Here is a 22,023-nt window from a genome sequence, read left to right as displayed (position 1 = left end):
TCGTGGCGGTATCTCAGGAGGGGGCCGTCGGCCGGGAGCGCGTGGATCGCGCGGTCCGGCCTCGCGGCCGTGGCGGTAAACCCTGGTCAGCCCTGTCTGACGTAGAGGGGCCTGGCGGAGGGCTAGGCGGGCGACGGCGACCCTGGCCTGGGGCGTCTTGGCCCGGCGCCAGTCGAACCTCAAGCGCCATGATGGCGTCCATCACAAGGCGGCCGCCCCTTGCCGCGGGCGGCCCCGACCGCCTCAATGGGCGGACCACATCGCCGGCCCGCCGTGTCCCACCACCTTCCGCTCAGCGCCCTAAGGGCCTTCGAGGCCGCCGCGCGCACCGGGTCCTTCCGGCGCGCGGCGGAGGATCTCGGCCTGACGCCGAGCGCGGTCAGTCATGCGATCCGCGCGCTCGAGCGCGACCTCGGCACGGTGCTCTTCGAGCGGGAGGGGCGCTCGGTGCGGCTCACGCCCGAGGGCGACACGCTGATCCGGCACGTGGAGCGCGGCTTCGGTGAGCTGCAGCTCGGCATCAGCAGCGTCGCCGCGCGGCGGCCCGAGCTTCTCAAGCTGCACAGCGCGCCGAGCTTCGCCGCGCAGTGGCTTGTCCCGCGGCTCGGGCGGCTGCTCACCGATTGCGAGGGGCTGGAGCTGCGCATCTCGGCCGGCACGGACTACACGCGCTTCCTGGCCGACGAGTTCGACGCTGACGTGGTCTATGGCGCGCCGTCCTCCGACTTCCTCGGCAGCGCCGGGCCGCAGGGCCTGGTCGTGCTGCCGCTCGGCACCGAGGTGGTGACGCCGCTCTGCGCCCCGTCCCTCGCGCCGATGATCCGCGACGCGCGCGATCTCCTCGGCCAGACGCTGATCGAGAGCGACAACAAGCGCGTGCGCTGGCCCGCCTGGTTCGCGGCCAACGGCCTCGCGGCGCCGCCACCGCGTGGGCCGCGCTTCGACCGGAGCTTTATCTCCATCAGCGCGGCGGCGGACGGCCTCGGCGTGGCGCTGGAGTCCACCATGTTGGCGGAACGCGAGCTCGCCTCCGGCCGCTTGGTGCGGCCGCTGGAGGGGACCTGCGAGGACGTGGTCTACACCGGGCACTGGCTCATCTACCCGGCCACGCGCCGCTACGCCCGATCAATGGTGCTCTTCCTGCGATGGCTCGGGAGGGAGCTGGAGCTCGACGTCGGCCTCGACGAGGCGAACCGGCCGGCGCCCGGAAGCCGCCCGTCGGATAGCCCGGCTTCGCCAAGGAAAGGTGAAATCAGTTCACCATAAGGCGCAAATTTCTCGCTTGTCGATGAACCGCCGGACATCTCACAACCCCATCAACGAATGATGGAGGACGTCGGATGCTGCTCAAGGGCAAAACGGCCGTGATATCCGGCGCGGCGAGCGCGCGGGGCATCGGGCGGGCTACGGCGAGGCTCTTTGCCGAGCACGGCGCGCGGGTCGCCATCCTCGACCTCGATGGCGCGGGCGCCGCCCAGGCCGCGGCGGAACTCGGCCCGGACCATGCCGGCCTTGCCTGCGACGTCGCCGACCCCGCCAGCTGCCGGCAGGCCGCGGAACGCGCCATCGCCGCCCTCGGGCAGGTCGACATCCTCATCAACAACGCCGGCATCTCTCAGCCCATGAAGACGATGGAGATCGGGCCGGAGGACTGGCGGCGCATCGTCGACGTCAACATGACGGGCGTGCTCCTCCTCAGCCAGGCCTTCATCCCGCACATGCGCGAGCGCCGGCAGGGCTCCATCGCCTGCATGTCCTCGGTCTCGGCGCAGCGCGGCGGCGGCATCTTCGGCGGCCCGCACTACTCCGCGGCAAAGGCGGGCGTGCTGGGTCTCGCCAAGGCGATGGCGCGCGAACTGGGACCGGACGGCATCCGCGTGAACAGCGTGACGCCTGGCCTCATCCAGACCGACATCACCGGCGGCAAGCTGACCGACGAGATGCGGGCGGACATCCTCAAGGGCATCCCGCTGAACCGCCTGGGCGACACGATCGACGTGGCGCGCATCTACCTCTTCCTGGCGTCCGACCTGTCCTCCTACGTCACGGGCGCGGTCATCGACGTCAACGGCGGCATGCTGATCCACTAGGGACCGCGCGGCGGCCGGGCCGCCTCTGTGCCAACAAGGGAAGGAAACGCGACATGGAAGCGCGAACGACGACACGCGCCAACGCGCCGGCGCTCGAGGAGCGCGCCTGGCGCATCCGGCGCAACGCGCTGCGCATGGGCGAGGTGCAGGGCCAGGGCTACATCGCCCAGGCGCTCGGCGTGGCCGACGTGCTGGCCGTCTCCTACTTCCACGCGCTGCGCTACCGCCCGGAGGAGCCGGACTGGGAGGGGCGCGACCGCTTTCTCCTCTCGATCGGGCACTACGCCATCGCGCTCTACGCCGTGCTGATCGAGGCCGGGGTCATCCCGCAGGACGAGCTCGAGACCTACGGCACGGACGACAGCCGCCTGCCGATGTCGGGCATGGCCAGCTACACGCCGGGCATGGAGATCAGCGGCGGGTCGCTCGGCATCGGCCTCGGGATCGCGGTCGGCATCGGGCTCGGCCTCAAGCGCAAGGGCTCCGACCGCTTCGTCTACAACCTCATGTCGGACGGCGAGCTGGACGAGGGGCCGACCTGGGAGGCCGCGATGTCCGCGGGGCACTGGCGCCTGGACAACCTCATCTGCGTCGTCGACGTGAACCGCATGCAGGCGGACGGCGTCTCGACGGGCGTCCTCAACTTCGAGCCGCTTCCCGCCAAGTGGGAGGCCTTCGGCTGGCACGTCCAGCGCGTGGACGGCAACGACATCCCGGCCCTCGTGCGCGCCTTCGACGCGGCGCGCCACCTCGCCGAGCCGAAGCCCCGCGTCATCATCTGCGACACGCGCATGGCTAAGGGCGTGCCCTTCCTCGAGGCGCGGGAGAAGTCGCACTTCATCCGCGTGGAGGCGGACGAATGGGCGCTGGCGATCGAGGCGGTGGACGCGGGGAGGACGGCATGAAGCGCGTCAAGCGGGGCCCCTGGCGGGCCGGCACCATCGGCACGGCCATGGCCGCGGCCGACCCGTCGCGGCCGCGGCTGACCACCTCGGCCATGATCGCCTCCATCGCCGCCGAGGGGCAGCGGACCGAGGCGGCGCCCTTCGGCCACGCCCTCGTCGAGGCGGCGCGGGAGCGGCCGGAGATCCTCGGCATGACCGCGGACCTCGGCAAGTACACGGACCTGCACGTCTTCGGCGCTGCCTACCCGGACCGCTACTACCAGATGGGCATGGCCGAGCAGAACCTGATGCTCGCCGCCGCCGGGCTGGCGCACGAGGGCTTCGTGCCCTTCGTGACGACCTACGCCGTCTTCGCCTCACGCCGCACCTACGACTTCATCAGCCAGGCGATCGCCGAGGAGGGGCTGAACGTCAAGATCTGCTGCGCCCTTCCCGGCCTGACGACCGGCTATGGCCCGAGCCACCAGGCGACCGAGGACGTCGCGATCTTCCGCGGCATGCCGGACCTGACGATTGTCGATCCCTGCGACGCGCTGGACATCGCCCAGGCCACCCACGCGATCGCGACGCATGACGGCCCGGTCTACATGCGGCTGCTGCGCGGCAAGGTGCCGATGGTGCTCGACGAGTACGACTACCGCTTCGAGCTCGGCCGCGCGAAGCTGCTGCGGGACGGGGCGGACGTGCTCGTCGTCTCCTCCGGCCTGATGACGATACGCGCCCTGGAGGTCGCGAAGCTGCTCGAGGCGGAGGGCGTGGCGGTCGCCGTCCTGCACTCGCCGACCATCAAGCCGCTCGACGAGGCGACCATCGTGCGCGAGGCCGCGCGCGCGGGCCGGGCGGTCGTGGTCGCGGAGAACCACTCCGTCATCGGCGGGCTCGGCGAGGCCGTGGCCGGGGCGCTGCTGCGCAACGGCGTGGCGCCGCCGCTCTTCCGGCAGGTCGCCCTCCCCGACGCTTTCCTCGATGCCGGCGCCCTGCCGACGCTTCACGACCGCTACGGCATCTCGGCCGAGGCGATGGCGCGGAGCCTTCGCGGGTGGCTCCAGCACCGTCGCCCCTGACGCAAGCAACAAGAACCGGAGGAAAAGAATGACCCCGTCCAGGACCACCCGCCGCGCCGCCCTTCTCGGCGCCGCCGGCCTCCTCGCGGCCCCGTCCGTGCTGCGGGCGCAGGGCCAGGTGCGTCTTACGCTCGGCCACGGCGCCGCGCCCGGCAACCCGCGGAGCCTCGCGGCCGAGCGCATGGCGTCGCGGCTGCGCGAGCGGAGCAACGGCCGCATCGAGATGCGCGTCGCGGGCTCCGCGCAGCTCGGCGACGACGCCGCGATGCTGACCGCGCTCCGCACCGGCACGCTGGACCTCTCGGTGAACAGCCAGGGCGCCTCCTCGGCGGTGCTGCCGGAGCTGGCCGCGCTCGGCCTGCCCTTCCTCTTCGCGGACCCGGCCGCCGCCTACCGCGTGGTGGACGGGGCGGTGGGCGAGGAGCTGGCGAAGCGCTTCGAGGGCGTCGGCCTCGTCTCGCTCGGCTTCTGGGACAACGGCATCCGCCACACGAGCAACAGCAAGCGCGCCATCAACCGCCCGGAGGACCTGCGCGGCCTGAAGCTGCGCACGCCGCCCGATCCCATGACCATCGACATCTTCCAGTCGCTCGGCGCCGCGACGCAGCAGATCAACTTCAACGAGCTCTACGTCGCCCTGCAGCAGGGCGTGGTGGACGGGCAGGAGAACCCGCTCGCCAACATCCAGTCCTCCAAGCTCTACGAGGTGAACCGCTTCGTCTCCCTCACCGGTCACAAGTGGGAGTGCAACCCCGTCCTCGCCTCGCGCATCGCCTGGGGGCGGCTCCGCGCCGAGGACCGGGCCCTGCTGCAGGAGGCCGCGAAGGAGGCCGCCACGGAGCAGCGCCGCCTGTCGCAGGAGATCGACGCGAAGCTGCTCGTCGAGTTCCGCGCCAACCCCGCCATCGCCGTGAACGCGGTCGAGCAGGGCCCGTTCCGCGCCGCCACCGCCGCGGTGGCCGATCGCTGGGAGGCGCGGCCCTTCGGCGACTTCGTCAAGCGCCTGCGGACCGCGGCGGCGTGAGATGGGAACCCTCTCCGCGAGCCCGCCCCCAGCCGGGGGGACTGCCGGCGGCGCGCTGATCGCGCTCACCCTCGCGGTGGATCGCGGCGTCGCCCTCCTGTGCCAGGGTGTCATCCTCCTCACCGGCACCGCCCTGATGGTGGTCATGTCGGCCAACGTCGTCGCCCGCTACGTGCTGGCGGCCGGCGGCTTCGACTGGGCGGAGGAGGTGCCGCAGCAGCTCTTCCCCTGGTTCATCATGGCGGGGGTCGCCCTCGCCGTGCAGCGGGGCGGCCATATCGCGGTGGAGTGGCTGATGGGCTTCCTCGGGCGGGAGGGCCGGCGCGCCGTCCTCCTCGCGGGGCACGCCCTGGTGGTGCTGGCCTACGCCATCCTCTGCCAGCAGGCGCTGCAGGTCGCGGAGATCGTGGCCATCGAGCGCAGCCCCGCCCTCGGCCTGGCCGGGAGCTACGGCTACTGGGCCATCGCCGCCGGCTGCGTCCTGATCGCGGTCGGGACCGTCACCATCGGGATCCGCATCGCCCTGACGGGTCCGGAAGCCCTGCCGACGCCGAGCCCCGAGGAGATCCCGACATGAGCCTCGCCCTGATCGTCGCCTTCACCCTGCTCATGGTCGCGGTGATCCCGGTGGCGCACGCCCTCGTCATCGCCTCGGGTGTCGCCCTGCTCTGGAGCAGCGACATGCCGCTCATGCTGGTGGCCCAGCAGGTCTACCAGCAGACCCAGTCCTTCCCGATGCTGGCGCTGCCCTTCTTCATCCTGGCGGGCACCCTCATCATGGAGGGCAAGCTCGGCGAGGAGCTGCTGCGCTTCTCCGGCGAGATCATGCAGCGGGTGCGCGGCGGCGCGCTCTCCACGACCGTGGTCGGCTCGGTGGTGTTCGGCGGCGTCTCCGGCAGCGCGGTGGCCAACGCGAGCGCGCTGGGCTCGGTGCTCATCCCCTGGCAGAAGCGGCAGGGCTACCCAGCCGGGCTCTGCGCCGCGAACAACGCGACCTCTGCGGTGATCGACATCCTGATCCCGCCCTCCATCCCGATGATCCTCTATGCGGTGGTCAGCGGCGTCAGCATCGGCGACCTCTTCATGGCGGGCGTGCTGCCCGGCATCCTCATGGCCGTGGGCTTCGTGGGCGTGTGCTGGTGGAAGGCGCGCGGCCTCAACATCCGCGCGGAGGCCCCGCCGCTGGACCTGCGCCGCCTGGCGCGGCTGGGCTTCTTCGCCCTGCCCGCCCTCATCCTTCCCGTGCTCATCCTCGTCGCCCTGCGCTTCGGCTTCGCCACGCCGACCGAGATCGCGGTGATGGCGGTGGTCTACGCGCTGGTCGCAAGCCTGGTGCTCTACCGCGACCTCTCCTGGGCACGGTTCTACAAGGCGATGATCGACGCGGGGATCGCGACGGGCATCGTCATGATGGTCATCATGGGCAGCGCGGCCGCCAGCTGGATCCTGACCTATGACGAGGTGCCGCAGCGCTTCGCCGAATGGGTCTCCTCCACGCTGCACTCGCCCTGGCTGGTGATCCTCGCGATGAACATCATCATGCTGGCCATCGGCGGGCCGCTCGACCTCGCTCCCGCCATCCTGCTGCTGGCGCCGATCTTCGTGCCGCTGGCCGGGCAGATCGGGCTCGACCCGCTGCAGCTCGGGCTGATCATGGTGATCAACCTCGGCATCGGCCTCTACACGCCGCCGGTGGGAACGACGCTGTTCATCTCGTCCACCATCGCGGGAAGCTCGATGAGCGAGACGGTGCGGGCGCTCTGGCCCTTCTTCTGGGTCGCGATCGGGCTCCTCGCGCTCGTCAGCTACGTGCCCGCCCTCACGATCCGTTTCTGAGCAGGAGGCGGCGGGGCGGTTATCGCGCTACCCGGCCGAGCGCGATGAGGACATCGTCGCGCTCGACGCGTTCTTGATCGCCGGCGGCGGGGCGAGCCTCAGGCCCGCCCGGGGCGCCGTTCCGGCGTAGTCCGGCCACTTGCCTCCCGCCGCACGCGGAAGAGCAAGGCTCCGCAAGTCCTGAGCAAGATATCGAAAGACGACCGCGCGCGCCTTCCCCCAAGCTCCGCTCCACCGGGCTGGCAGGAGAGCCGAGATGCGGAGGCAGGAACTTGTCGGTTGCGCGGGGGTGCCCATTCCCCAACCTCCGCGGGCAGGCAGGCCCGCCGCGGCGGTCCGCGCAAAGGGCCTGTCGCGGCCGCGCATCCCGGCCCGCCGGGAGGGCCGCGCATGACCGGCGCCCAGGCCGTGGCGGCAACCCGCCGGTCCCTCGTCCTCGGTGCGGCCGGCCCCGCCGCCCTGCCCACCCTTCCCGCCAGGGCGCAGCGTCCGCCCAGCCGTCAATCTTTCCCGCAGCAGGAGCGCCGCGAAATGGCCAGCGTCACCACGCCCGACGGAACCTCGATCTACTACAAGGACTGGGGCCTGAGGGACGCCCAACCGATCATGTTCCACCATGGCTGGCCCCTGTCCGCCGACGACTGGGACACGCAGATGCTGTTCTTCCTCGCGAACGGCTACCGGGTCGTCGCGCATGACCGCCGCGGGCATGGCCGGTCCGAGCAGGTGAGCGACGGGCACGATATGGACCACTACGCGGCGGACGCCGCCGCCGTGGTGGAGCACCTCGACCTTCGCAACGCCGTCCATATCGGCCACTCCACCGGCGGCGGCGAGGTGGCGCGCTACGTGGCGAAGCACGGGCTCCGCAGCGGCCGCGTCGCCAAGGCGGTCCTTGTCTCGGCGGTGCCGCCGCTGATGCTCAAGACCGCCGCGAACCCGGAGGGCCTGCCGGTGGAGGTCTTCGACGGCTTCCGCAAGGGCGTCGCGGAGAACCGCACGCAGCTCTACCGCGACGTCGCGGCCGGCCCCTTCTATGGCTTCAACCGCCCCGACGCGACGGTCTACCCGGGCGTCATCGACAACTGGTGGCGACAGGGGATGATGGGCGGTGCGAAGGCGCACTACGACGGCATCAAGGCCTTCTCCGAGACGGACCAGACGGAGGACCTCAAGGCCATCACCGTGCCGACGCTCGTGCTGCACGGCGACGACGACCAGATCGTGCCGATCGCCGACGCCGCGCTGAAGTCGATCAAGCTCCTGCCGCACGGCACGCTGAAGGTCTACCCGGGCTTCCCGCACGGCATGCTCACCACCCATGCCGAGGTCATCAACCCGGACCTGCTCGCCTTCATCCGGGGCTGAGCCGTGCTGCCACGCTCTCCGCCCGCCGCGGAGAGCGTGATCCCTCCCCCGACCCGGCGACCGGAGACAATCCAGTGCTCAAGGCTACGCCCACGCCCGGCAAGACACTGCTCAACCCGGCGGACCACACCCTTATCCTGATCGACTTCCAATCGCAGATGGCCTTCGCGACGAACTCCATCGATCCGGTGGCACTGCGGAACAACGCCGCCCTTGTCGCCGCATCCGCCGCCGGCTTCGGTGTCTCCACCATCCTCACCACGGTCGCGAAGAAATCGTTCTCCGGCCCGATGTTCGAGGAGGTGACCGCCCCCTTCCCCGGCCAGGCGCTACTCGACCGTACCTCCATGAACACCTGGGAGGACGCGGCGGTGATCGAGGAGGTGAACCGCATTGGCAAGCCGCGCATCGTACTGGCCGGGCTCTGGACCGGCGTCTGCATCGTCGGCCCTGCCCTTTCGGCGCTCGAGCAAGGCTTCGAGGTCTACTTCATCGCCGATGCTTGCGGCGATGTGTCGGCGGAAGCGCATGAGCGCGCGGTGCAACGTATGGTCCAGGCGGGCGCGCGGCCGATGACCGCGCTGCAGTACCTGCTGGAGCTTCAGCGCGACTGGGCACGCGGCGAGACCTACGAGATGACGACCGGTGTCGCGAAGCGGCACGGCGGCGGTTACGGCCTCGGCATCACCTACGCGAAGACGATGTTCAACGCCCACGAGGGCTGAGCGCGGCGCCCCGTGGAGGAAGCGATGAAGCCCTACATGCTGTCCCTCGGCGCCGGCCTGCTCGTCGGGGTGGTCTATGGCCTGCTTGGGGTGCGCTCGCCGGCGCCCCCGGTGATCGCGCTGCTGGGCCTGCTCGGCATCCTGCTCGGCGAGCAGGTCGTCCCCGTGATGCGGCGGCTTGTTGCCGGCCATCCCCTGCCCACGGCCGTGGCGCACGAGAGCAACGCCCTTCACATCTTCGACCAGCTGCCAGGCCACGGCACAGCGCCGCGCAACCGCCTTGAAGGAGAGCCCAGCTCGTGACGGATCTCACCCGCCGCGGCGTCGCCGCCCTCGGCCTCGCCACCCTCAACCGGAGCCCTGCCATGGCCGCGTCCGCGCCCGACCTGATCTTGCACAACGGCCTGATCACGACCCTCGACCGGGCCAACCCCGCGCCTGAGGCAGTGGCCGTTACCGGCGGGCGCTTCTCCGCCGTGGGGGACGCGCGCACGATCCTCCCCACCGCCGGCCCGGCCACGCGCGTGATTGACCTCGGTGGCCGCCGCCTCATCCCAGGGCTGATCGACAACCACCTGCACGTCATCCGAGGTGGGCTGAACTTCAACATGGAGCTTCGCTGGGACGGCGTGCGCAGCCTCGCGGACGCGATGGGCATGCTGCGCACCCAGGTGGCCAACACGCCCCCGCCGCAATGGGTGCGCATCGTCGGCGGCTTCACCGAGCACCAGTTCGCCGAGAAGCGCCTGCCGACCCTCGACGAGATCAACGCCGCGGCACCCGACACGCCCGTCTTCATCCTGCACCTGTACGACCGCGCACTGCTTAACGGCGCGGCGCTGCGGGCGGCGGGCTACACGAAGGACACGCCGGACCCGCCGGGGGGCGAGATCCAGCGCGCGCCCGACGGCACGCCGACGGGGCTGCTGCTGGCCAAGCCGAACGCCACCATCCTCTACGCGACGCTCGCCCGCGGCCCGACGCTGCCCTTCGACTACCAGCTCAACTCCACCCGCCACTTCCTGCGCGACCTCAACCGCCTGGGCGTGACGGGCGCGATCGACGCGGGCGGCGGCTACCAGAACTATCCGGACGACTACAAGGTGATCCAGAAGCTGGCCGAGGACGGCGAGCTGACGGTCCGAATTGCCTACAATCTGTTCACCCAGAAGCCGAAGGCGGAGAAGGACGACTTTCTCCGCTGGACAAGCAGCGCGAAGTACCAGCAGGGGGACGACTACTTCCGCCTCAACGGCGCGGGCGAGATGCTGGTGTTCTCCGCCGCCGACTTCGAGGACTTCCGGGTGGAGCGGCCGGAAATGCCGGCCGAAATGGAACCGGAGCTGGAGGAGGTCGTCCGCATTCTCATCCAGAACCGATGGCCCTGGCGGCTGCACGCCACCTACGACCAGACCATCGACCGCGCGCTCAACGTGTTCGAGAAGGTGAACGCCGAGATGCCGATCGGCGACCTCCACTGGATCTTCGACCACGCGGAGACGGTGAGCGAGCGCAATCTGGAGCGCATCGCGCGCCTCGGCGGCGGGATCGCCGTGCAGCACCGGATGGCCTACCAGGGCGAGTACTTCGTGGAGCGCTACGGCGCCCGCGCGGCCGAGGCCACGCCGCCGGTGGCGAAGATGCTCGAGATGGGCGTGAAGGTCTCCGCCGGCACGGATGCCAGCCGCGTCGCCTCCTACAACCCCTGGGTCGCGCTCTCCTGGCTCACCACCGGCAAGACGGTCGGCGGGCTACGCCTCACGCCCGAGCGCAACACGCTCGACCGCGAGACGGCGTTGCGGATGATGACCGAGAAGGTCACCTGGTTCTCCAACGAGGAGGGCAAGAAGGGCCTTATCGCGGAAGGCCAGCTCGCCGACCTCGCCGTTCTCGACCGCGACTACTTCAACATTACTGGCGACGAGATCGGCGACGTGACGTCGCTGCTCACGATGGTCGGCGGCAAGGTGGTGCACGGCAGCGGCGATTTCGCCCCGCTCGCGCCCCCGCTTCCGCCGGCCATGCCGGACTGGTCGCCCGTGCGGCGCTTCGGCGGCTACCAGGACCGACGCGCGCAGGCACCGGGCGCTGCGGGCGCCTTCGCTCGCGCGGTCGCCCGCTGCTGCGACGCCTCCTGCGGCGTGCACGGGCACGACCACGCCCGTGCCTGGGCCGCTTCCACCCCGGCAGGGAACGACCAGGGATTCTGGGGCGCGCTCGGCTGCTCCTGCTGGGCGTTCTGAGCATGAGCCCGGCCGCGCGGCGCGCCCTGACCCTTCTCGGCCTGCTCGGGCTCTGCGCGGCCTATCTGCAGGGAGGGCTGAACAAGTTGCTGAACTATCCCGGCGCCGTGGCGGAGGCCGTGCATTTCGGCCTGCCGCTACCGGCCTTCGCCGCGGCAGGCACCATCGCGGTGGAACTCCTTGCCAGCGCCATGGTCATCACCGGTTGCCTTCGCGGGCTCGGCGCCCTGGCACTCATGCTCTTCACCCTCGCCGCCACCGTCATCGCCAACCGCTACTGGGAACTGCCGCCGGGGATGGAGCGCTTCATGATGGCGAACAGCTTCTACGAGCATTTTGGCCTCGCCGCTGCCTTCTTGCTCGTCGCGCTTTGGAACCAGGAGACCGCTGCGTGAGCACGCCCGCTGGCGCCTTCGCCCCGCTTCGCCAGACCACCTTCGCGGTGATCTGGGCGGCCACCATCCTCGGCAACACCGGCAGCTTCATGCGCGACGTCGCCAGCTCCTGGCTGGTGACGGACCTCGCGGCCGGTCCGGCGGCCGTGTCGCTCATCCAGGCCGCCGGCACGCTGCCGATCTTCCTGCTTGCGATCCCGGCCGGCGTGCTCTCGGACATCCTGGATCGCCGGCGCTTCCTCATCGCCGTGCAGGTGCTGCTGGCCGCGGTCAGCGGAACGCTTGTCCTCCTCTCCTCGCTCGAGCTGATGACGGTCACCTCCCTCGTCGCCCTAACCTTCGTCGGCGGCATTGGCGCGGCGCTGATGGCGCCCGCGTGGCAGGCCATCGTGCCGGAGCTTGTGCCGGCGAAGGACCTCAAGGGCGCCGTCGCGCTCAACTCGCTCGGCATCAACATCGCCCGCTCCATCGGGCCGGCGGCGGGCGGGCTGCTGCTCTCGGCCTTCGGCGCCGCGCTCACTTACGGCGCGGACGTGCTGAGCTACGTCTTCGTCATTGCCGCCCTTCTCTGGTGGAAGCGGCCTGAGAAGGCCGAGGACACCTTGTCGGAGAACTTCGGCGGCGCCTTCCGGGCCGGGCTGCGCTACGCGCGCGCCAGCCGGGAACTGCACATCGTGCTGCTGCGCGCGGCCATCTTCTTCGCCTTCTCGAGCGCGGTCTGGGCGCTGCTGCCCCTGGTCGCGCGCAACCTGCTGGGGGGCGATGCCGGCTTCTACGGCCTGCTGCTCGGCGCGGTCGGGCTGGGCGCCATCGGCGGCGCGCTGCTGCTGCCGCGCCTGCGGTCCGTGCTGGATGCGGACGGGCTCATGCTCGCCGCCAGCCTCGCCGCCGCCGCCGTCATGGCCACCCTCGCCCTCGCGCCGCCGCGCGGGCTGGCCCTGCCCGCACTCCTCCTGCTCGGCATCGCCTGGATCGTGGCGCTCACCACGCTGAACGGCGCGGCCCAGTCCATCCTGCCGAACTGGGTGCGCGGGCGCGCGCTGGCCGTCTACCTCACGGTCTTCAACGGGGCCATGGCGCTTGGCAGCCTTGGCTGGGGCGCGGTGGCGGAGGCGACGGGGGTGCCCACGGCCCTGCTGGCCGGAGCCGCCGGGCTGGCGGCCGTCGCCTTCGTGCTCCACCGCGTGAAGCTGCCCGTGGGCGAGGCGGACCTCGTCCCCTCCCGGCACTGGCCGGAGCCGCTGACCGCTGATCCCGTGCCGCACGACCGCGGTCCCGTACTCATCCTCATCGAGTATGCGGTGGCGAGGGAAAAGCGTGCCGAGTTCCTGCGCGCGCTGCATGCCCTTTCCACGGAACGGCGGCGCGACGGCGCTTATGGCTGGGGCATCACCGAGGACGCAGCCGACCCGGAAAAGCTGGTCGAGTGGTTCATGGTGGAATCCTGGGCCGAGCACCTGCGCCAGCACCACCGCGTTTCAAAGGCCGATGCCGACATCCAGGCGGCGGCGCGCGCCTTCCATACCGGGCCCGAGGCGCCCGTGGTGCGGCACTTCCTGGCGATCCGGCCCAGCCAGGAATGAGGTGTCCGGTCCACGCGCGGGGATGGTCGCGGGAATCGGGTCCCGCCGCCACGCACGGTGTTCGCCGGCCCGGCGGCCGCCGGGCCGGCGCAACGCCGTCCAGCCCTCAGCGCCAAGCAACGGCCTTACTTGCTACGCCGGCGGTACTCACGGGGCGTGCAGCCGACCGCGCGCTTGAAGGCTGTGCTGAAGGCGGACTGTCCGGAGAAGCCCGAGCGGTGCGCGACCTCGGCGAGCGAGACGGCGTCGCGGGAGAGCAGCCGCCGCGCCTCCTCCAGCCGCGCGGCGCTGACGAAGGCGTGCGGGGCCCGGCCGGTGACCGACTTGAACAGGCGGGAGAAGTGGAAGGGGCTCAGGCACGCGACCTCGGCGAGCTCGGCCACGGTCAGCTCGCGGTCGAGGTTGTCGCGGATGTACTCGATGGCTCGACGGATGCGCTCCGGGCAGGCCGCGACCGGGGCGCTCGTCCGCTGCCCGTCCGGGCGGTCGTGGCCATAGGCCTGGGCGATGCGTGCGACGAGCGCGAGGGAGGCCGTCTCCACCATCATGCGCCCGGCCGAGCTCTCCTCGAGCAGCTCGCGGTGGATGGCCGCGCCGAGGTGCCGGATGACGCTGTCGTCGAGGCCGGCGAGGTAGCGGACCGCGTCCGGCCGGATGCGCGCGTCGCCGTAATGCTCCGCGAGGTGCGCAAAGCGCTCGTCCGGGAGGTAGACGTGCAGGATGTCGAGGAGGTCGCCAGAGATGTTGATCTCGTCCTCGCCGACGCCGGACGGGCAGAGCCAGATGGTCCCCTCCTCCACCGCGGTGCGCTGCCGCAGCCCGGCACCCTTTCGGCTGACGAAGGCGCCGGGGCTGCGGCGCGTCGCGATGGTGATTTCCATCTGCACCGGCAGGATCGCCGGGAGGTCGCCCGCGGCGTGGCATCGCAGCTCCGCGGCGACGCCCGACCAGCCGCGCCCGCGGGAGGAGGCGACGAGGTCGGCGTTCGGGAACTTGAACTCGCCGTGCCGGTGCAGATCCATGGCCCGACCGTGCCGGTGATGGCGGGCGGGGGGTAGTTATACACCTGTATAGGCGCTGCGCCGGCCGGGGCAGGCTAGGTTGGCCGCAAGGGAGTGCAGGATGGGTCAGGTTTTCTCGCGATGGCCGAGCGCTGCGCCGCCCCTCGCGAAGGACCCCCGCCCTGGGCCCGAGGACCTGCCGGCCTGGATGCTCGCCGCCCCCGCCCGCCCCTGGCCGGGCAAGGCGCGCGACCTGACCGCGGCGGGCCTGCTGGTCCTTGCGCCGGCCGCGCTGGCCGCGCTGGGTGCGGCCGCCTGGCCGGGGACGGCGGCGATCGGCCTGGCCCTGCTGGCCGCCGCCGCCGCGGCGCTCGCCGGCGCCATGGCCGCGCGGACCCTCGCGGCGCTGAAGGCCAGTGAGGAGCGCTTCGCCTCGGTCTTCGAGCGCGCGGGGATCTCGCTCTGGCGGGAGGACTGGAGCGCGGCGGGCGCGGCGGTGGCGGCGCTGCGCTGCGCGGGCGTGTCGGATATCGAAAGCCACTTCGCCGACCACCCGGAGGAACTGCGGGCCATCCTCGCGAAGGTGCTCATCAAGGACGTGAACGCCTTCACGCTCGAGGAGACGGGGGCGCCGGACAAGTCCGCCTATGTCGGCCCGCTCGACCGCCTTCTCCCGCCCACGGACCAGACCTTCGTGCAGTGGCTCGTCGCCTTCGGCCGGGGCGAGCGCCACTTCCGCTCCGAGGCGCACATCGCCTGCCCCGACGGCACCGAGATCGACACGCTCTTCACGGCGCGGCTGCCGGAGAACGCCGCGGGGTTCTCGGACATCGTCGTCGCCTCGCTCGACATCACGGAGTTCAAGCGGGCGCAGGCGCGCCTCGCGGCCGCCGAGGTCAAGCTGGCCCGCACCTCGCGCATCATGGCGTTCGGTGCCGTCAGCGCCTCCATCGCCCACGAGGTCAACACACCCCTCGCCGCGATCACCGCCAACGCGCAGGCCGCGCTCCGCTGGCTCAAGCGGCCGGCGCCGAACGTCGAGGAGGCCGTGGCCGCCCTCGAGGACGTGGCGTCGGAGGCGGCGCGGGCGCGGGACGTGGTCGCCCGCACGCGCTCCTTCTTCGGCGAGGCGGCCATGGAGCTCGTCAAGGTCGACCTCGTGCGCGCGGCGCGGGAGGCGAACCTCTTCGCGGAGGCGGAGATCCGGGCGAAGGGCGCCACCGTCCACCTGACGGCGGAGCCCGGCCTCCCGCCGATCACCGGCGACCTCGTCCAGATCCAGCAGGTCTTCGTCAACCTGCTCGTCAACGCGGCCCAGGCGATGGCGGGCTGCGCGGGGCGGCGGGACATCACGGTCGGCCTGCAACGGCGGGGCGAGGTGGTCTGCGTGACCGTCAGCGACACCGGGCCGGGGATCGAGCCCGCGCAGCGCGCCCAGGTCTTCGAGCCCTTCCACTCAACGAAGCCGGGCGGCATGGGCGTGGGGCTCGCCATCTGCCGCGCCTGCATCGACTCCCACGGCGGCGACCTCTGGGTCGAGGAGGCGCCGGGCGGCGGCGCGGCCTTCCGCTTCACGCTGCCGATCTGACGGCCGCGGGCAGCATGGGGCCGGTGGTCGCCATCGTCGACGATGATCCCGCGGTCCGCGCCGCCCTCACCCGGCTCGTGCGCTCCTTCGGCCACCAGGGCACGGGCTTCGCCAGCGCCGAGAGCCTCCTCCACGCGCTGGACGCCGCGGAGAGGTTCGATTGCGTGGTCACGGACATCCAGATGCCGGGGCTGAGCGGCCTCCACCTCCTCCGGGCGCTGCGGGAGCAGCGGCCGGGGCTGCCGGTCATCCTCATCACGGCCTACCCGAGCAGCTCGCACCGCGAGCGCGCCGCCGCGCTCGGCGCTTGCGCCTACCTGACAAAGCCATTCGACGCGGCGGAGTTCGAGCACTGCCTTGCCGAGGCGCTCAAGCCTGCCTAAAAATTGAGGCAGCGGCGAAGCGGCGCGGGAGTGTGGCGGGCGATCGTGTCGAACCCCTCGATGCCGCACGGCACCGTCCACATCGTGGACGACGACGACGCCCTCCGCGCGGCCCTCATCCGCCTCTGCCGTTCCGCCGGGCTCGAGGCGACGGGCCACGCCGACGCCTCCAGCCTCCTGGCCGCGATCGAGCCCGGCCGCCCGTCCTGCATCCTCCTCGACATGCGCCTGGCGGGCCGCGACGGGCTGGAGGTGCAGGACATGGTGCGGGCCGCGGGCTGCACCGTCCCGATCATCTTCCTGACCGGCCACGGCACGATCCCGATGACGGTGCGGGCCATGCGCGGCGGCGCCGTCGAGTTCCTGACCAAGCCGGTCGACGGCGAGGAGCTGCTCGCCGCGATTGGCCGCGCGCTGCGGGGAGAGGCGGATCGCCTCGCCGCCGGGCGCGGCCAGGACGAGCTCGTCGGGCGGCTCGTCTCCCTTAGCCCGCGCGAGCGGGAGGTCTTCGGCCTCGTGATCGGGGGCCTGCAGAACAAGCAGGTGGCCGCCGAGCTCGGGATCTCCGAGATCACGGCCAAGGTCCACAAGCGGCGGGTGATGGACAAGATGGCGGCGCGGTCCCTCGCGGACCTCGTCGGCATGGCCGGCCGGCTCGGCATCGCCGCGTCGCGCCGCCGCTGATTGCCGCGGCCGCGCCTTTCCGCCGTCCCGGTACCGCAAGCCGCCGCAACGGCACCGCAAGGCGTCGAAAGACGGCCGGCGCGCGCCCGGGCCATCGTCCTTCGCGCGCGGAGGGGATAGGGCCGGCGCGGCCGCCCTCCGGCGTCGATCCCGGAAGGAGAGAGGGCCCATGGCCGCAACCCCGTCGAGCAAGCCCAGCGTGGTCCTCGTCCACGGCGCCTGGGCCGATGGCTCGAGCTGGCAGCGCGTGCTCCCCCATCTCCTGCGGGAGGGCATCGCGGTGCTCGGCGTGCAGAACCCGACCACCTCCCTCGCCGACGACGTCGCGGCGACCCGGCGCATCCTCGACATGGTCGACGGCCCGGTCGTGCTGGCCGGCCACAGCTGGGGCGGCGCGGTGATCACCCAGGCCGGCAACGACCCCAAAGTGAAGGCGCTCGTCTACGTCGCGGCCTTCGCGCCGGCCGCCGGCGAGACGGTGGGCGACCAGGTGGGCGCGCACCCCTCCCCGCCGGCCCTGGGCAAGATCAAGGACAACGGGTCCGGCTGGCTCACGCTCAGCGCCGAGGGATGGGTGGAGGACGTGGGCCAGGACCTGCCGGAGGAGGAGGCGCGCGTGCTCGCCGCCCTGCAGCCGCCGCTTCCGGCGGGCACCTTCGGGGAGAAGGATCACGGAAGCGGCCTGGGCCACCCGCTCGACCTGGTACGCCGTGTCCAGCGAGGACCGCGTCGTCAGCGTCGAGCTGGAGCGCCAGTGCGCGGCGCGCATGCGGGCGACGACGACGGAGCTGAAGGCGGGCCACCTCTCCCTCCTCTCCATGCCGCGGGAGGTGGCCGGGGTCATTCTCGACGCCGTGAACGCCGTCGCCGCGGGCTAGGAGGCCGGGCGCCGCGCCCGCGGGTCCTTTCGCCCCGGCCGCCCTCAGGCGCCGGGCGCCGGCCTCCGCGGCGCGTTGCCGCCCCGCGCGGGGGCCGCCTTCCCGGCCCGTGCGGGGCGCGCGGCGTCGGCCGGGGCGCGCCGGGCCTCGCCCCCGAAGCGCGCGAGGGCGCCGGTCTCGACCACGTGCCGGACGCAGCTGCCGAGATGCTCGGCCAGGGCCTGCCGTCCCGCGGCGCCGTCGCGGGCAAGGGCGCTCTCCAGCAGGCGCCGGTGCTCCTCCGCCGCGGCCTCCCCGCGGAACACCACGGCGACGACTTGGTACCGCAGGTAGCGGTCGTAGATGGCGGCGTGGGCCTGCAGCAGCAGCCGCGACCCGCAGGCCGCGATCAGCGCGCGGTGGAACTCCCAGTCGTAGCGCTTCCAGGTCTCGACATCGACCTCCTCCCGCGCCAGGAGCCGGCGCTCGAGGGTGGCGAGCTTGTGGTGCGCGGCGACCACCCCGCCCTCCCAGTCCAGCCCGCCGGCGGCGAAGGACTCCTCCATCGCGTGCGCCTCGAGCAGGAGCCGCAGCGAGGTGACCTCCTGGAAGTCCTCGTTCGAGACGGGCGCGACCTCGAAGCCCTTCTGGCCCTCGGCGACGATCAGCCCCTCGGAGGCAAGGCGGCTGAGCAGCTCGCGCAGTGTGCTGATGCTGGCCCCGTAGGTCTCGCGCATCCGGTCGAGGCCGAGCTTCTGCCCGGGGGCAAGGCGCCCGAAGACGATGTCAGCGCGGATCCGGCGATAGGCCGCCTCGCCAACCGTCGAGCCATCCTGATCCACGCTGTCGTTCACCGCCCGCCGCGCCTCCCGTCCCGCGCCATGGTGCCCGAGATCCCGCCTGGGGCCAAACCGGCGAATGGCTGATTTTAGGCATTTCATATGATAATCAACAAAAAATCTATTGTTTCTCCGATTGGAGGTGGATAGGCTTTTCCCGTCCGGCGCGCGGCAGGGAGCGGGCTGGCTTGGGGAGGCGGGACGTGGCGAGCAGCAGGGCGGGGACACCGGGGCGGGCCAACCACCCCCGGGTGGCGGAGCGGCGGGCTTGAGCGGGCCGATCCACGTCCTCAACGGCCCCAACCTCAACCGGCTCGGCAAGCGAGAGCCGGAGGTCTACGGCCGCACGACCTTGGCCGAGGTCGAGGCCCTGTGCCGCGAGGCAGCCGGCGGCACGCCCGTCGTGTTCCGCCAGACCAACTGGGAAGGGCAGCTGGTGGACTGGATCCACGAGGCCACGGATGGCGACGCGGCCGGCATCGTCATCAACCCGGCCGGGCTGACCTTCACCTCGATCCCGGTGCTCGACGCGCTGAAGATGTTCGGGCGCCCCATCGTCGAGCTGCACATCTCGAACATCCACCGGCGGGAGGCGATCTACCATCGCTCCCTCGTCTCCACCGTGGCGACCGCCGTCATCGCGGGCCTCGGCGCGCGCGGCTACGCCACCGCGATGCACGCCATGCGCGACCTCCTCGGCTGAGGCGCCCGGCCATGAAGACCAACAAGGAAGAGGGAGAGTGACGATGCGAGAGGACGCGACGGACGCGCGGGGGAGCGGCCTGCGGCGCCGCGCGCTGCTGCTCGGCGCGGGCGGGGCCGGCGCCCTGGCCGGGGTTGGCACGGCGCGGGCCCAGGGCCAAGCCTATCCGAACCGGACGGTCACGGTCATCGTCCCCTTCGCGCCCGGCGGCTCCACCGACTTCGTGGCCCGCCTGCTGGCGCAGCACCTCTCGACGAAGCTGAACGGCAACTTCGTGGTGGAGAACCGCGCCGGCGGCAGCGGCACGGTGGGCCACGGCGCCGTGGCCCGCGCGCGCGCGGACGGCTACACCCTCGGCGTCTCCCCCACCGGGACCTTCGCCCTCGCGCCCTTCCTGTTCGAGAAGCTGCCCTACGACAGCGACAAGGGCTTCGCGCCGATCAGCCTGCTGGCCGGCAACGCGATGTTCGTCTGCGTCCACTCCGCCAGTGGCATCAACACCTACGCCGACCTCATCGCGGCGGCGAAGGCGCAGCCGGGCAAGCTCAGCTACGCCTCGGCCGGCGCGGGCACGATCGCGCATCTCGCGCCCGAGCTGATGCTCGACATGTCCGGCACGGAAATGCTCCATGTCGCCTACCGCTCCGGCGGGCTGCAGGTGCAGGCGGTGCTCGGGCGGGAAGCGAACATGGGCTTCATCGACACCGTGACGGCCATCCCCCACATCCAGTCCGGCGACCTGCGCGCGCTCGCCGTCACGAGCGTCGGGCGCAGCCCGCAGATGCCGCAGGTGCCGACCCTCGCGGAGTGCGGGCTGGCCGGCTACCGCGCCACCAACGACTTCGGCTTCTTCGCCCCGGCCGGCACGCCGCCCGCGATCGTGGCCCAGCTCTCGGCGGCCGCCCGGGAGATCCTCGCCTTGCCGGACGTGAAGTCGCGGCTCGACGCGGCCTCGATCGACATCTACGCCGGCACCGCGGAGGCCTTCCCGCCCTACCAGGCGGAGGAAGCGCGGCGCTGGGGCGAGCTGATCCGCCGTCGCAACATCAAGATGGAATAGGCGGCGGGCATGACGCGCGCGATGCTCGCGATCTGGAGCGACGTGGCGGCGGAGCAGGAGACCGACTACCTGCACTGGCTGACGCGCGAGCACACCGCGGAGAGGGTGGGCGTCCCCGGCTTCGAGGGCGTGCGCGTGTTCCGCGCCGACCTCGCGGGCGTGTGCCGCTACCTCATCCTCTACGACCTCGCGGACCCCTCGGTGCTCACCAGCCCCGCCTACCTGGCCCGGCTGAACGCGCCGACGCCCTGGTCGCGGCGCGTCATGCCGACGCTGCGGAACTTCGCCCGCGGAGGCGGCCGGCTGCGCGCCGAGCGCGGCACGGGCCGTGGCGGCCACCTCCTGCCGCTTCGCCTCGGGGCTCCGGCGGCGGGCGCGGACGCCCTGCTGGAGGCCCTGGTGGCGGAGGATCGGATCTGCGCCGCCCGGCTGCTGGAGGTGGACCGCGAGGGCTCCGACGTAGCGACGAGCGAGCGGGCCCTGCGCGGCGGCGACGCGAGCTTCGCCGGCCTCCTCCTCGTGGAGGCCACGGGCGCCGCTGCCCTCCGCGCGGCGATGTCTCGGCACCGCCCCGCCCTTGCCGCGCTCGGCGCCGAAGCCAGCGATCCGCCGCTCTACACGCCCGTCTTCGCGCTGCGGCGGGCGGATCTGGAGGGTGAGGCCGTGGGGCCGCCGGACCAGGGTCCCGCTCCCCTCCCCCAGGCCTGACTGGCCGGACGTCGGCGGCAGGGCGGGGGCAACTTGTGGCATCCGCGGCGGCTTAACGAGGCTGCGAGGCCCCTAAGCGGGCCCGCGGCCAGGAGGCTGCATGGCGAACCCGTGGACGAAGAAGAACCCGCTGCTGAGCATGATGCTGAGCGGCGCCAACGCCTGGGCCGGTGCCGCCCGCGGCATCATGGCCGGGCAAGCCAAGCGCCAACAGGCCGCCGCGACGCGCCAGGGCACCCGGCAGGTGGCCGACTTCTGGACGGCGGCGCTAACCGGTGGGGCACCAAAGAAGGCTCGGACGACGAAGAAGCGGCGCTCCTAACGCCGGAGGGCGAGGGATGGGCTTGCGAGCGACGCCGGCCACCTGTTCCTCGCCCTGCCAGCGCTTTCCTTGTAGACGCGTCGCGCTACCGCTGCGGCGAGGGTGGGGCGCCTGTTGCACGCATCAGCGACGATACTGGTCGTCGGTCACCGGCTCCATCCAGTCGACCGGAGAGCCGCCAAGCTTTTCCTGCACGGCGATGTGGCTCATCGCGGTGGTGGCCGTGGCGCCGTGCCAGTGCTTCTCGCCGGGAGGGAACCAGATCACGTCGCCCGGCCGGATCTCCTCCACCGGCCCGCCCTCCCGCTGCGCCCAGCCGCACCCAGTGGTGACGATCAGCGTCTGGCCGAGCGGATGCGTGTGCCAAGCCGTCCGGGCGCCCGGCTCGAAGGTGACAAGGGCGCCCGCGACCCGCGAGGGTTCGGGAGGGCTGAACAGCGGGTCGATGCGAACCGTGCCGGTGAAGTAGTCGGCCGGCCCCTTGCCTGAGGGCTGTGCCCCGGCGCGCGTGATCTCCATGCTCTCTCTCCTTGCTTCCCAAACGCCGGGGAGACCCCAAGGTCACGCGGAGCGACCGTGGCACGGAAGTCGTCCGTCTCATCGCCTCGCCGTCCAGCGTCTGGGACACGTCGTGGATCGTGCGGA

The 22,023-nt window shown here is 72.0% G+C and carries 24 protein-coding genes and 1 pseudogene; 22 read left to right on the top strand and 3 right to left on the bottom strand.

Features of this window, described 5'->3' with window-relative positions:
* The first annotated feature begins 273 nt into the window (after positions 1-273).
* From EAH89_RS11775 to EAH89_RS11715, 13 genes are all read left to right on the top strand, one after another.
* A complete protein-coding gene (locus EAH89_RS11775) occupies positions 274-1,266 on the top strand; it encodes a LysR family transcriptional regulator (protein ID WP_140883192.1) in 993 nt (330 codons plus the stop codon).
* A 74-nt stretch (positions 1,267-1,340) separates the two neighbouring features.
* Positions 1,341-2,090, top strand: a complete 750-nt coding sequence (locus EAH89_RS11770) for an SDR family NAD(P)-dependent oxidoreductase (protein ID WP_140883190.1) — start codon at positions 1,341-1,343, stop codon at positions 2,088-2,090.
* Positions 2,091-2,143: 53 nt separating this feature from the next.
* Complete coding sequence (locus EAH89_RS11765) at positions 2,144-2,995, top strand: transketolase (RefSeq protein ID WP_140883188.1); 852 nt, start codon at positions 2,144-2,146, stop codon at positions 2,993-2,995.
* Positions 2,992-4,059, top strand: coding sequence for a transketolase family protein (locus EAH89_RS11760; protein WP_241666983.1), 1,068 nt, complete (start codon positions 2,992-2,994; stop codon positions 4,057-4,059). The genes EAH89_RS11765 and EAH89_RS11760 overlap by 4 nt, the downstream gene beginning before the upstream one ends.
* 28 nt (positions 4,060-4,087) lie before the next feature.
* Positions 4,088-5,083 (top strand): TRAP transporter substrate-binding protein, encoded by a 996-nt coding sequence (locus EAH89_RS11755; RefSeq protein WP_140883186.1) that lies wholly within the window; start codon positions 4,088-4,090, stop codon positions 5,081-5,083.
* Position 5,084: 1 nt separating this feature from the next.
* Positions 5,085-5,660 carry a TRAP transporter small permease gene (locus EAH89_RS11750; protein ID WP_140883184.1) on the top strand — a complete coding sequence of 192 codons (576 nt, stop codon included), beginning with the start codon at positions 5,085-5,087 and terminating at the stop codon, positions 5,658-5,660.
* Complete coding sequence (locus tag EAH89_RS11745; protein ID WP_140883182.1) at positions 5,657-6,919, top strand: TRAP transporter large permease; 1,263 nt, start codon at positions 5,657-5,659, stop codon at positions 6,917-6,919. The genes EAH89_RS11750 and EAH89_RS11745 overlap by 4 nt, the downstream gene beginning before the upstream one ends.
* A 531-nt stretch (positions 6,920-7,450) precedes the next feature.
* Complete coding sequence (locus EAH89_RS11740; protein ID WP_206667530.1) at positions 7,451-8,287, top strand: alpha/beta fold hydrolase; 837 nt, start codon at positions 7,451-7,453, stop codon at positions 8,285-8,287.
* A 74-nt stretch (positions 8,288-8,361) separates the two neighbouring features.
* The gene (locus tag EAH89_RS11735; protein WP_140883179.1) at positions 8,362-9,012 is read left to right on the top strand and encodes a hydrolase; all 651 of its coding nucleotides are present in this window, start codon (positions 8,362-8,364) and stop codon (positions 9,010-9,012) included.
* 24 nt (positions 9,013-9,036) lie between these two features.
* On the top strand, positions 9,037-9,315 hold the full coding sequence (locus EAH89_RS11730) for a DUF1427 family protein (RefSeq protein ID WP_140883178.1): 279 nt from the start codon (positions 9,037-9,039) through the stop codon (positions 9,313-9,315).
* Positions 9,312-11,255, top strand: coding sequence for an amidohydrolase (locus EAH89_RS11725; protein ID WP_241666982.1), 1,944 nt, complete (start codon positions 9,312-9,314; stop codon positions 11,253-11,255). The genes EAH89_RS11730 and EAH89_RS11725 overlap by 4 nt, the downstream gene beginning before the upstream one ends.
* 2 nt (positions 11,256-11,257) lie before the next feature.
* Positions 11,258-11,650, top strand: coding sequence for a DoxX family protein (locus EAH89_RS11720; protein WP_140883176.1), 393 nt, complete (start codon positions 11,258-11,260; stop codon positions 11,648-11,650).
* Entirely contained in the window at positions 11,647-13,233 is a 1,587-nt protein-coding gene (locus EAH89_RS11715) for an MFS transporter (protein ID WP_140883174.1), read from the top strand. The genes EAH89_RS11720 and EAH89_RS11715 overlap by 4 nt, the downstream gene beginning before the upstream one ends.
* Positions 13,234-13,358: 125 nt before the next feature.
* Here the strand turns inward: EAH89_RS11715 and EAH89_RS11710 are convergent, their stop codons facing one another.
* A complete protein-coding gene (locus EAH89_RS11710; protein ID WP_140883172.1) occupies positions 13,359-14,255 on the bottom strand; it encodes a helix-turn-helix domain-containing protein in 897 nt (298 codons plus the stop codon).
* A gap of 100 nt (positions 14,256-14,355) precedes the next feature.
* Between EAH89_RS11710 and EAH89_RS11705 the strand changes: the two genes are divergently transcribed.
* From EAH89_RS11705 to EAH89_RS33395, 5 genes and pseudogenes are all read left to right on the top strand, one after another.
* On the top strand, positions 14,356-15,822 hold the full coding sequence (locus EAH89_RS11705; RefSeq protein WP_140883170.1) for a PAS domain-containing sensor histidine kinase: 1,467 nt from the start codon (positions 14,356-14,358) through the stop codon (positions 15,820-15,822).
* Positions 15,823-15,845: 23 nt separating this feature from the next.
* On the top strand, positions 15,846-16,205 hold the full coding sequence (locus tag EAH89_RS11700; protein ID WP_161993554.1) for a response regulator: 360 nt from the start codon (positions 15,846-15,848) through the stop codon (positions 16,203-16,205).
* 45 nt (positions 16,206-16,250) lie between these two features.
* Positions 16,251-16,889 (top strand): response regulator transcription factor, encoded by a 639-nt coding sequence (locus tag EAH89_RS11695; RefSeq protein WP_206667521.1) that lies wholly within the window; start codon positions 16,251-16,253, stop codon positions 16,887-16,889.
* Between the two features lie 169 nt (positions 16,890-17,058).
* A pseudogene (locus EAH89_RS33400) lies at positions 17,059-17,523 on the top strand (alpha/beta hydrolase); the annotation flags it as partial.
* A gap of 34 nt (positions 17,524-17,557) precedes the next feature.
* Positions 17,558-17,767 (top strand): hypothetical protein, encoded by a 210-nt coding sequence (locus EAH89_RS33395; RefSeq protein WP_456306499.1) that lies wholly within the window; start codon positions 17,558-17,560, stop codon positions 17,765-17,767.
* Between the two features lie 44 nt (positions 17,768-17,811).
* On the opposite strand, the gene EAH89_RS11685 is transcribed toward EAH89_RS33395, so the two are convergent.
* Positions 17,812-18,600, bottom strand: a complete 789-nt coding sequence (locus EAH89_RS11685) for a GntR family transcriptional regulator (RefSeq protein ID WP_241666981.1) — start codon at positions 18,598-18,600, stop codon at positions 17,812-17,814.
* Between the two features lie 253 nt (positions 18,601-18,853).
* On the opposite strand from EAH89_RS11685, the gene EAH89_RS11680 reads away from it, so the two are divergent.
* The 4 genes from EAH89_RS11680 to EAH89_RS11665 all read left to right on the top strand — a co-directional run bounded on the left by EAH89_RS11680 (position 18,854) and on the right by EAH89_RS11665 (position 21,378).
* Positions 18,854-19,288: a type II 3-dehydroquinate dehydratase gene (locus EAH89_RS11680; protein ID WP_140883166.1), complete on the top strand. Its 435-nt coding sequence runs from the start codon at positions 18,854-18,856 to the stop codon at positions 19,286-19,288.
* Positions 19,289-19,331: 43 nt separating this feature from the next.
* Complete coding sequence (locus EAH89_RS11675) at positions 19,332-20,348, top strand: Bug family tripartite tricarboxylate transporter substrate binding protein (protein WP_140883383.1); 1,017 nt, start codon at positions 19,332-19,334, stop codon at positions 20,346-20,348.
* Between the two features lie 9 nt (positions 20,349-20,357).
* Entirely contained in the window at positions 20,358-21,056 is a 699-nt protein-coding gene (locus tag EAH89_RS11670; RefSeq protein ID WP_140883165.1) for a hypothetical protein, read from the top strand.
* A gap of 100 nt (positions 21,057-21,156) precedes the next feature.
* The gene (locus EAH89_RS11665; protein WP_140883163.1) at positions 21,157-21,378 is read left to right on the top strand and encodes a hypothetical protein; all 222 of its coding nucleotides are present in this window, start codon (positions 21,157-21,159) and stop codon (positions 21,376-21,378) included.
* Between the two features lie 123 nt (positions 21,379-21,501).
* Here EAH89_RS11665 and EAH89_RS11660 read toward each other — a convergent pair whose 3' ends face one another.
* Positions 21,502-21,897, bottom strand: coding sequence for a (R)-mandelonitrile lyase (locus tag EAH89_RS11660; protein ID WP_140883161.1), 396 nt, complete (start codon positions 21,895-21,897; stop codon positions 21,502-21,504).
* Positions 21,898-22,023: the final 126 nt, after the last annotated feature.

The sequence above is a fragment of the Muricoccus nepalensis genome (genome assembly GCF_006438825.1).
GTDB classification, from domain to species: Bacteria; Pseudomonadota; Alphaproteobacteria; order Acetobacterales; family Acetobacteraceae; genus Roseomonas; species Roseomonas nepalensis.
The sequence above is the reverse complement of the archived record's forward strand: the minus strand, read 5'-3'. Positions and strand labels throughout refer to the sequence as shown.

Bases quoted from the DNA above. Each gene is read 5' to 3' on its own strand.
- EAH89_RS11770 (WP_140883190.1), top strand. From the start codon at position 1,341: ATGCTGCTCAAGGGCAAAACGGCCGTGATATCCGGCGCGGCGAGCGCG.
- EAH89_RS11765 (WP_140883188.1), top strand. From the start codon at position 2,144: ATGGAAGCGCGAACGACGACACGCGCCAACGCGCCGGCGCTCGAGGAG.
- EAH89_RS11760 (WP_241666983.1), top strand. From the start codon at position 2,992: ATGAAGCGCGTCAAGCGGGGCCCCTGGCGGGCCGGCACCATCGGCACG.
- EAH89_RS11755 (WP_140883186.1), top strand. From the start codon at position 4,088: ATGACCCCGTCCAGGACCACCCGCCGCGCCGCCCTTCTCGGCGCCGCC.
- EAH89_RS11750 (WP_140883184.1), top strand. From the start codon at position 5,085: ATGGGAACCCTCTCCGCGAGCCCGCCCCCAGCCGGGGGGACTGCCGGC.
- EAH89_RS11745 (WP_140883182.1), top strand. From the start codon at position 5,657: ATGAGCCTCGCCCTGATCGTCGCCTTCACCCTGCTCATGGTCGCGGTG.
- EAH89_RS11740 (WP_206667530.1), top strand. From the start codon at position 7,451: ATGGCCAGCGTCACCACGCCCGACGGAACCTCGATCTACTACAAGGAC.
- EAH89_RS11730 (WP_140883178.1), top strand. From the start codon at position 9,037: ATGAAGCCCTACATGCTGTCCCTCGGCGCCGGCCTGCTCGTCGGGGTG.
- EAH89_RS11720 (WP_140883176.1), top strand. From the start codon at position 11,258: ATGAGCCCGGCCGCGCGGCGCGCCCTGACCCTTCTCGGCCTGCTCGGG.
- EAH89_RS11710 (WP_140883172.1), bottom strand. From the start codon at position 14,255: ATGGATCTGCACCGGCACGGCGAGTTCAAGTTCCCGAACGCCGACCTC.
- EAH89_RS11705 (WP_140883170.1), top strand. From the start codon at position 14,356: ATGGGTCAGGTTTTCTCGCGATGGCCGAGCGCTGCGCCGCCCCTCGCG.
- EAH89_RS11675 (WP_140883383.1), top strand. From the start codon at position 19,332: ATGCGAGAGGACGCGACGGACGCGCGGGGGAGCGGCCTGCGGCGCCGC.
- EAH89_RS11670 (WP_140883165.1), top strand. From the start codon at position 20,358: ATGACGCGCGCGATGCTCGCGATCTGGAGCGACGTGGCGGCGGAGCAG.
- EAH89_RS11665 (WP_140883163.1), top strand. From the start codon at position 21,157: ATGGCGAACCCGTGGACGAAGAAGAACCCGCTGCTGAGCATGATGCTG.
- EAH89_RS11660 (WP_140883161.1), bottom strand. From the start codon at position 21,897: ATGGAGATCACGCGCGCCGGGGCACAGCCCTCAGGCAAGGGGCCGGCC.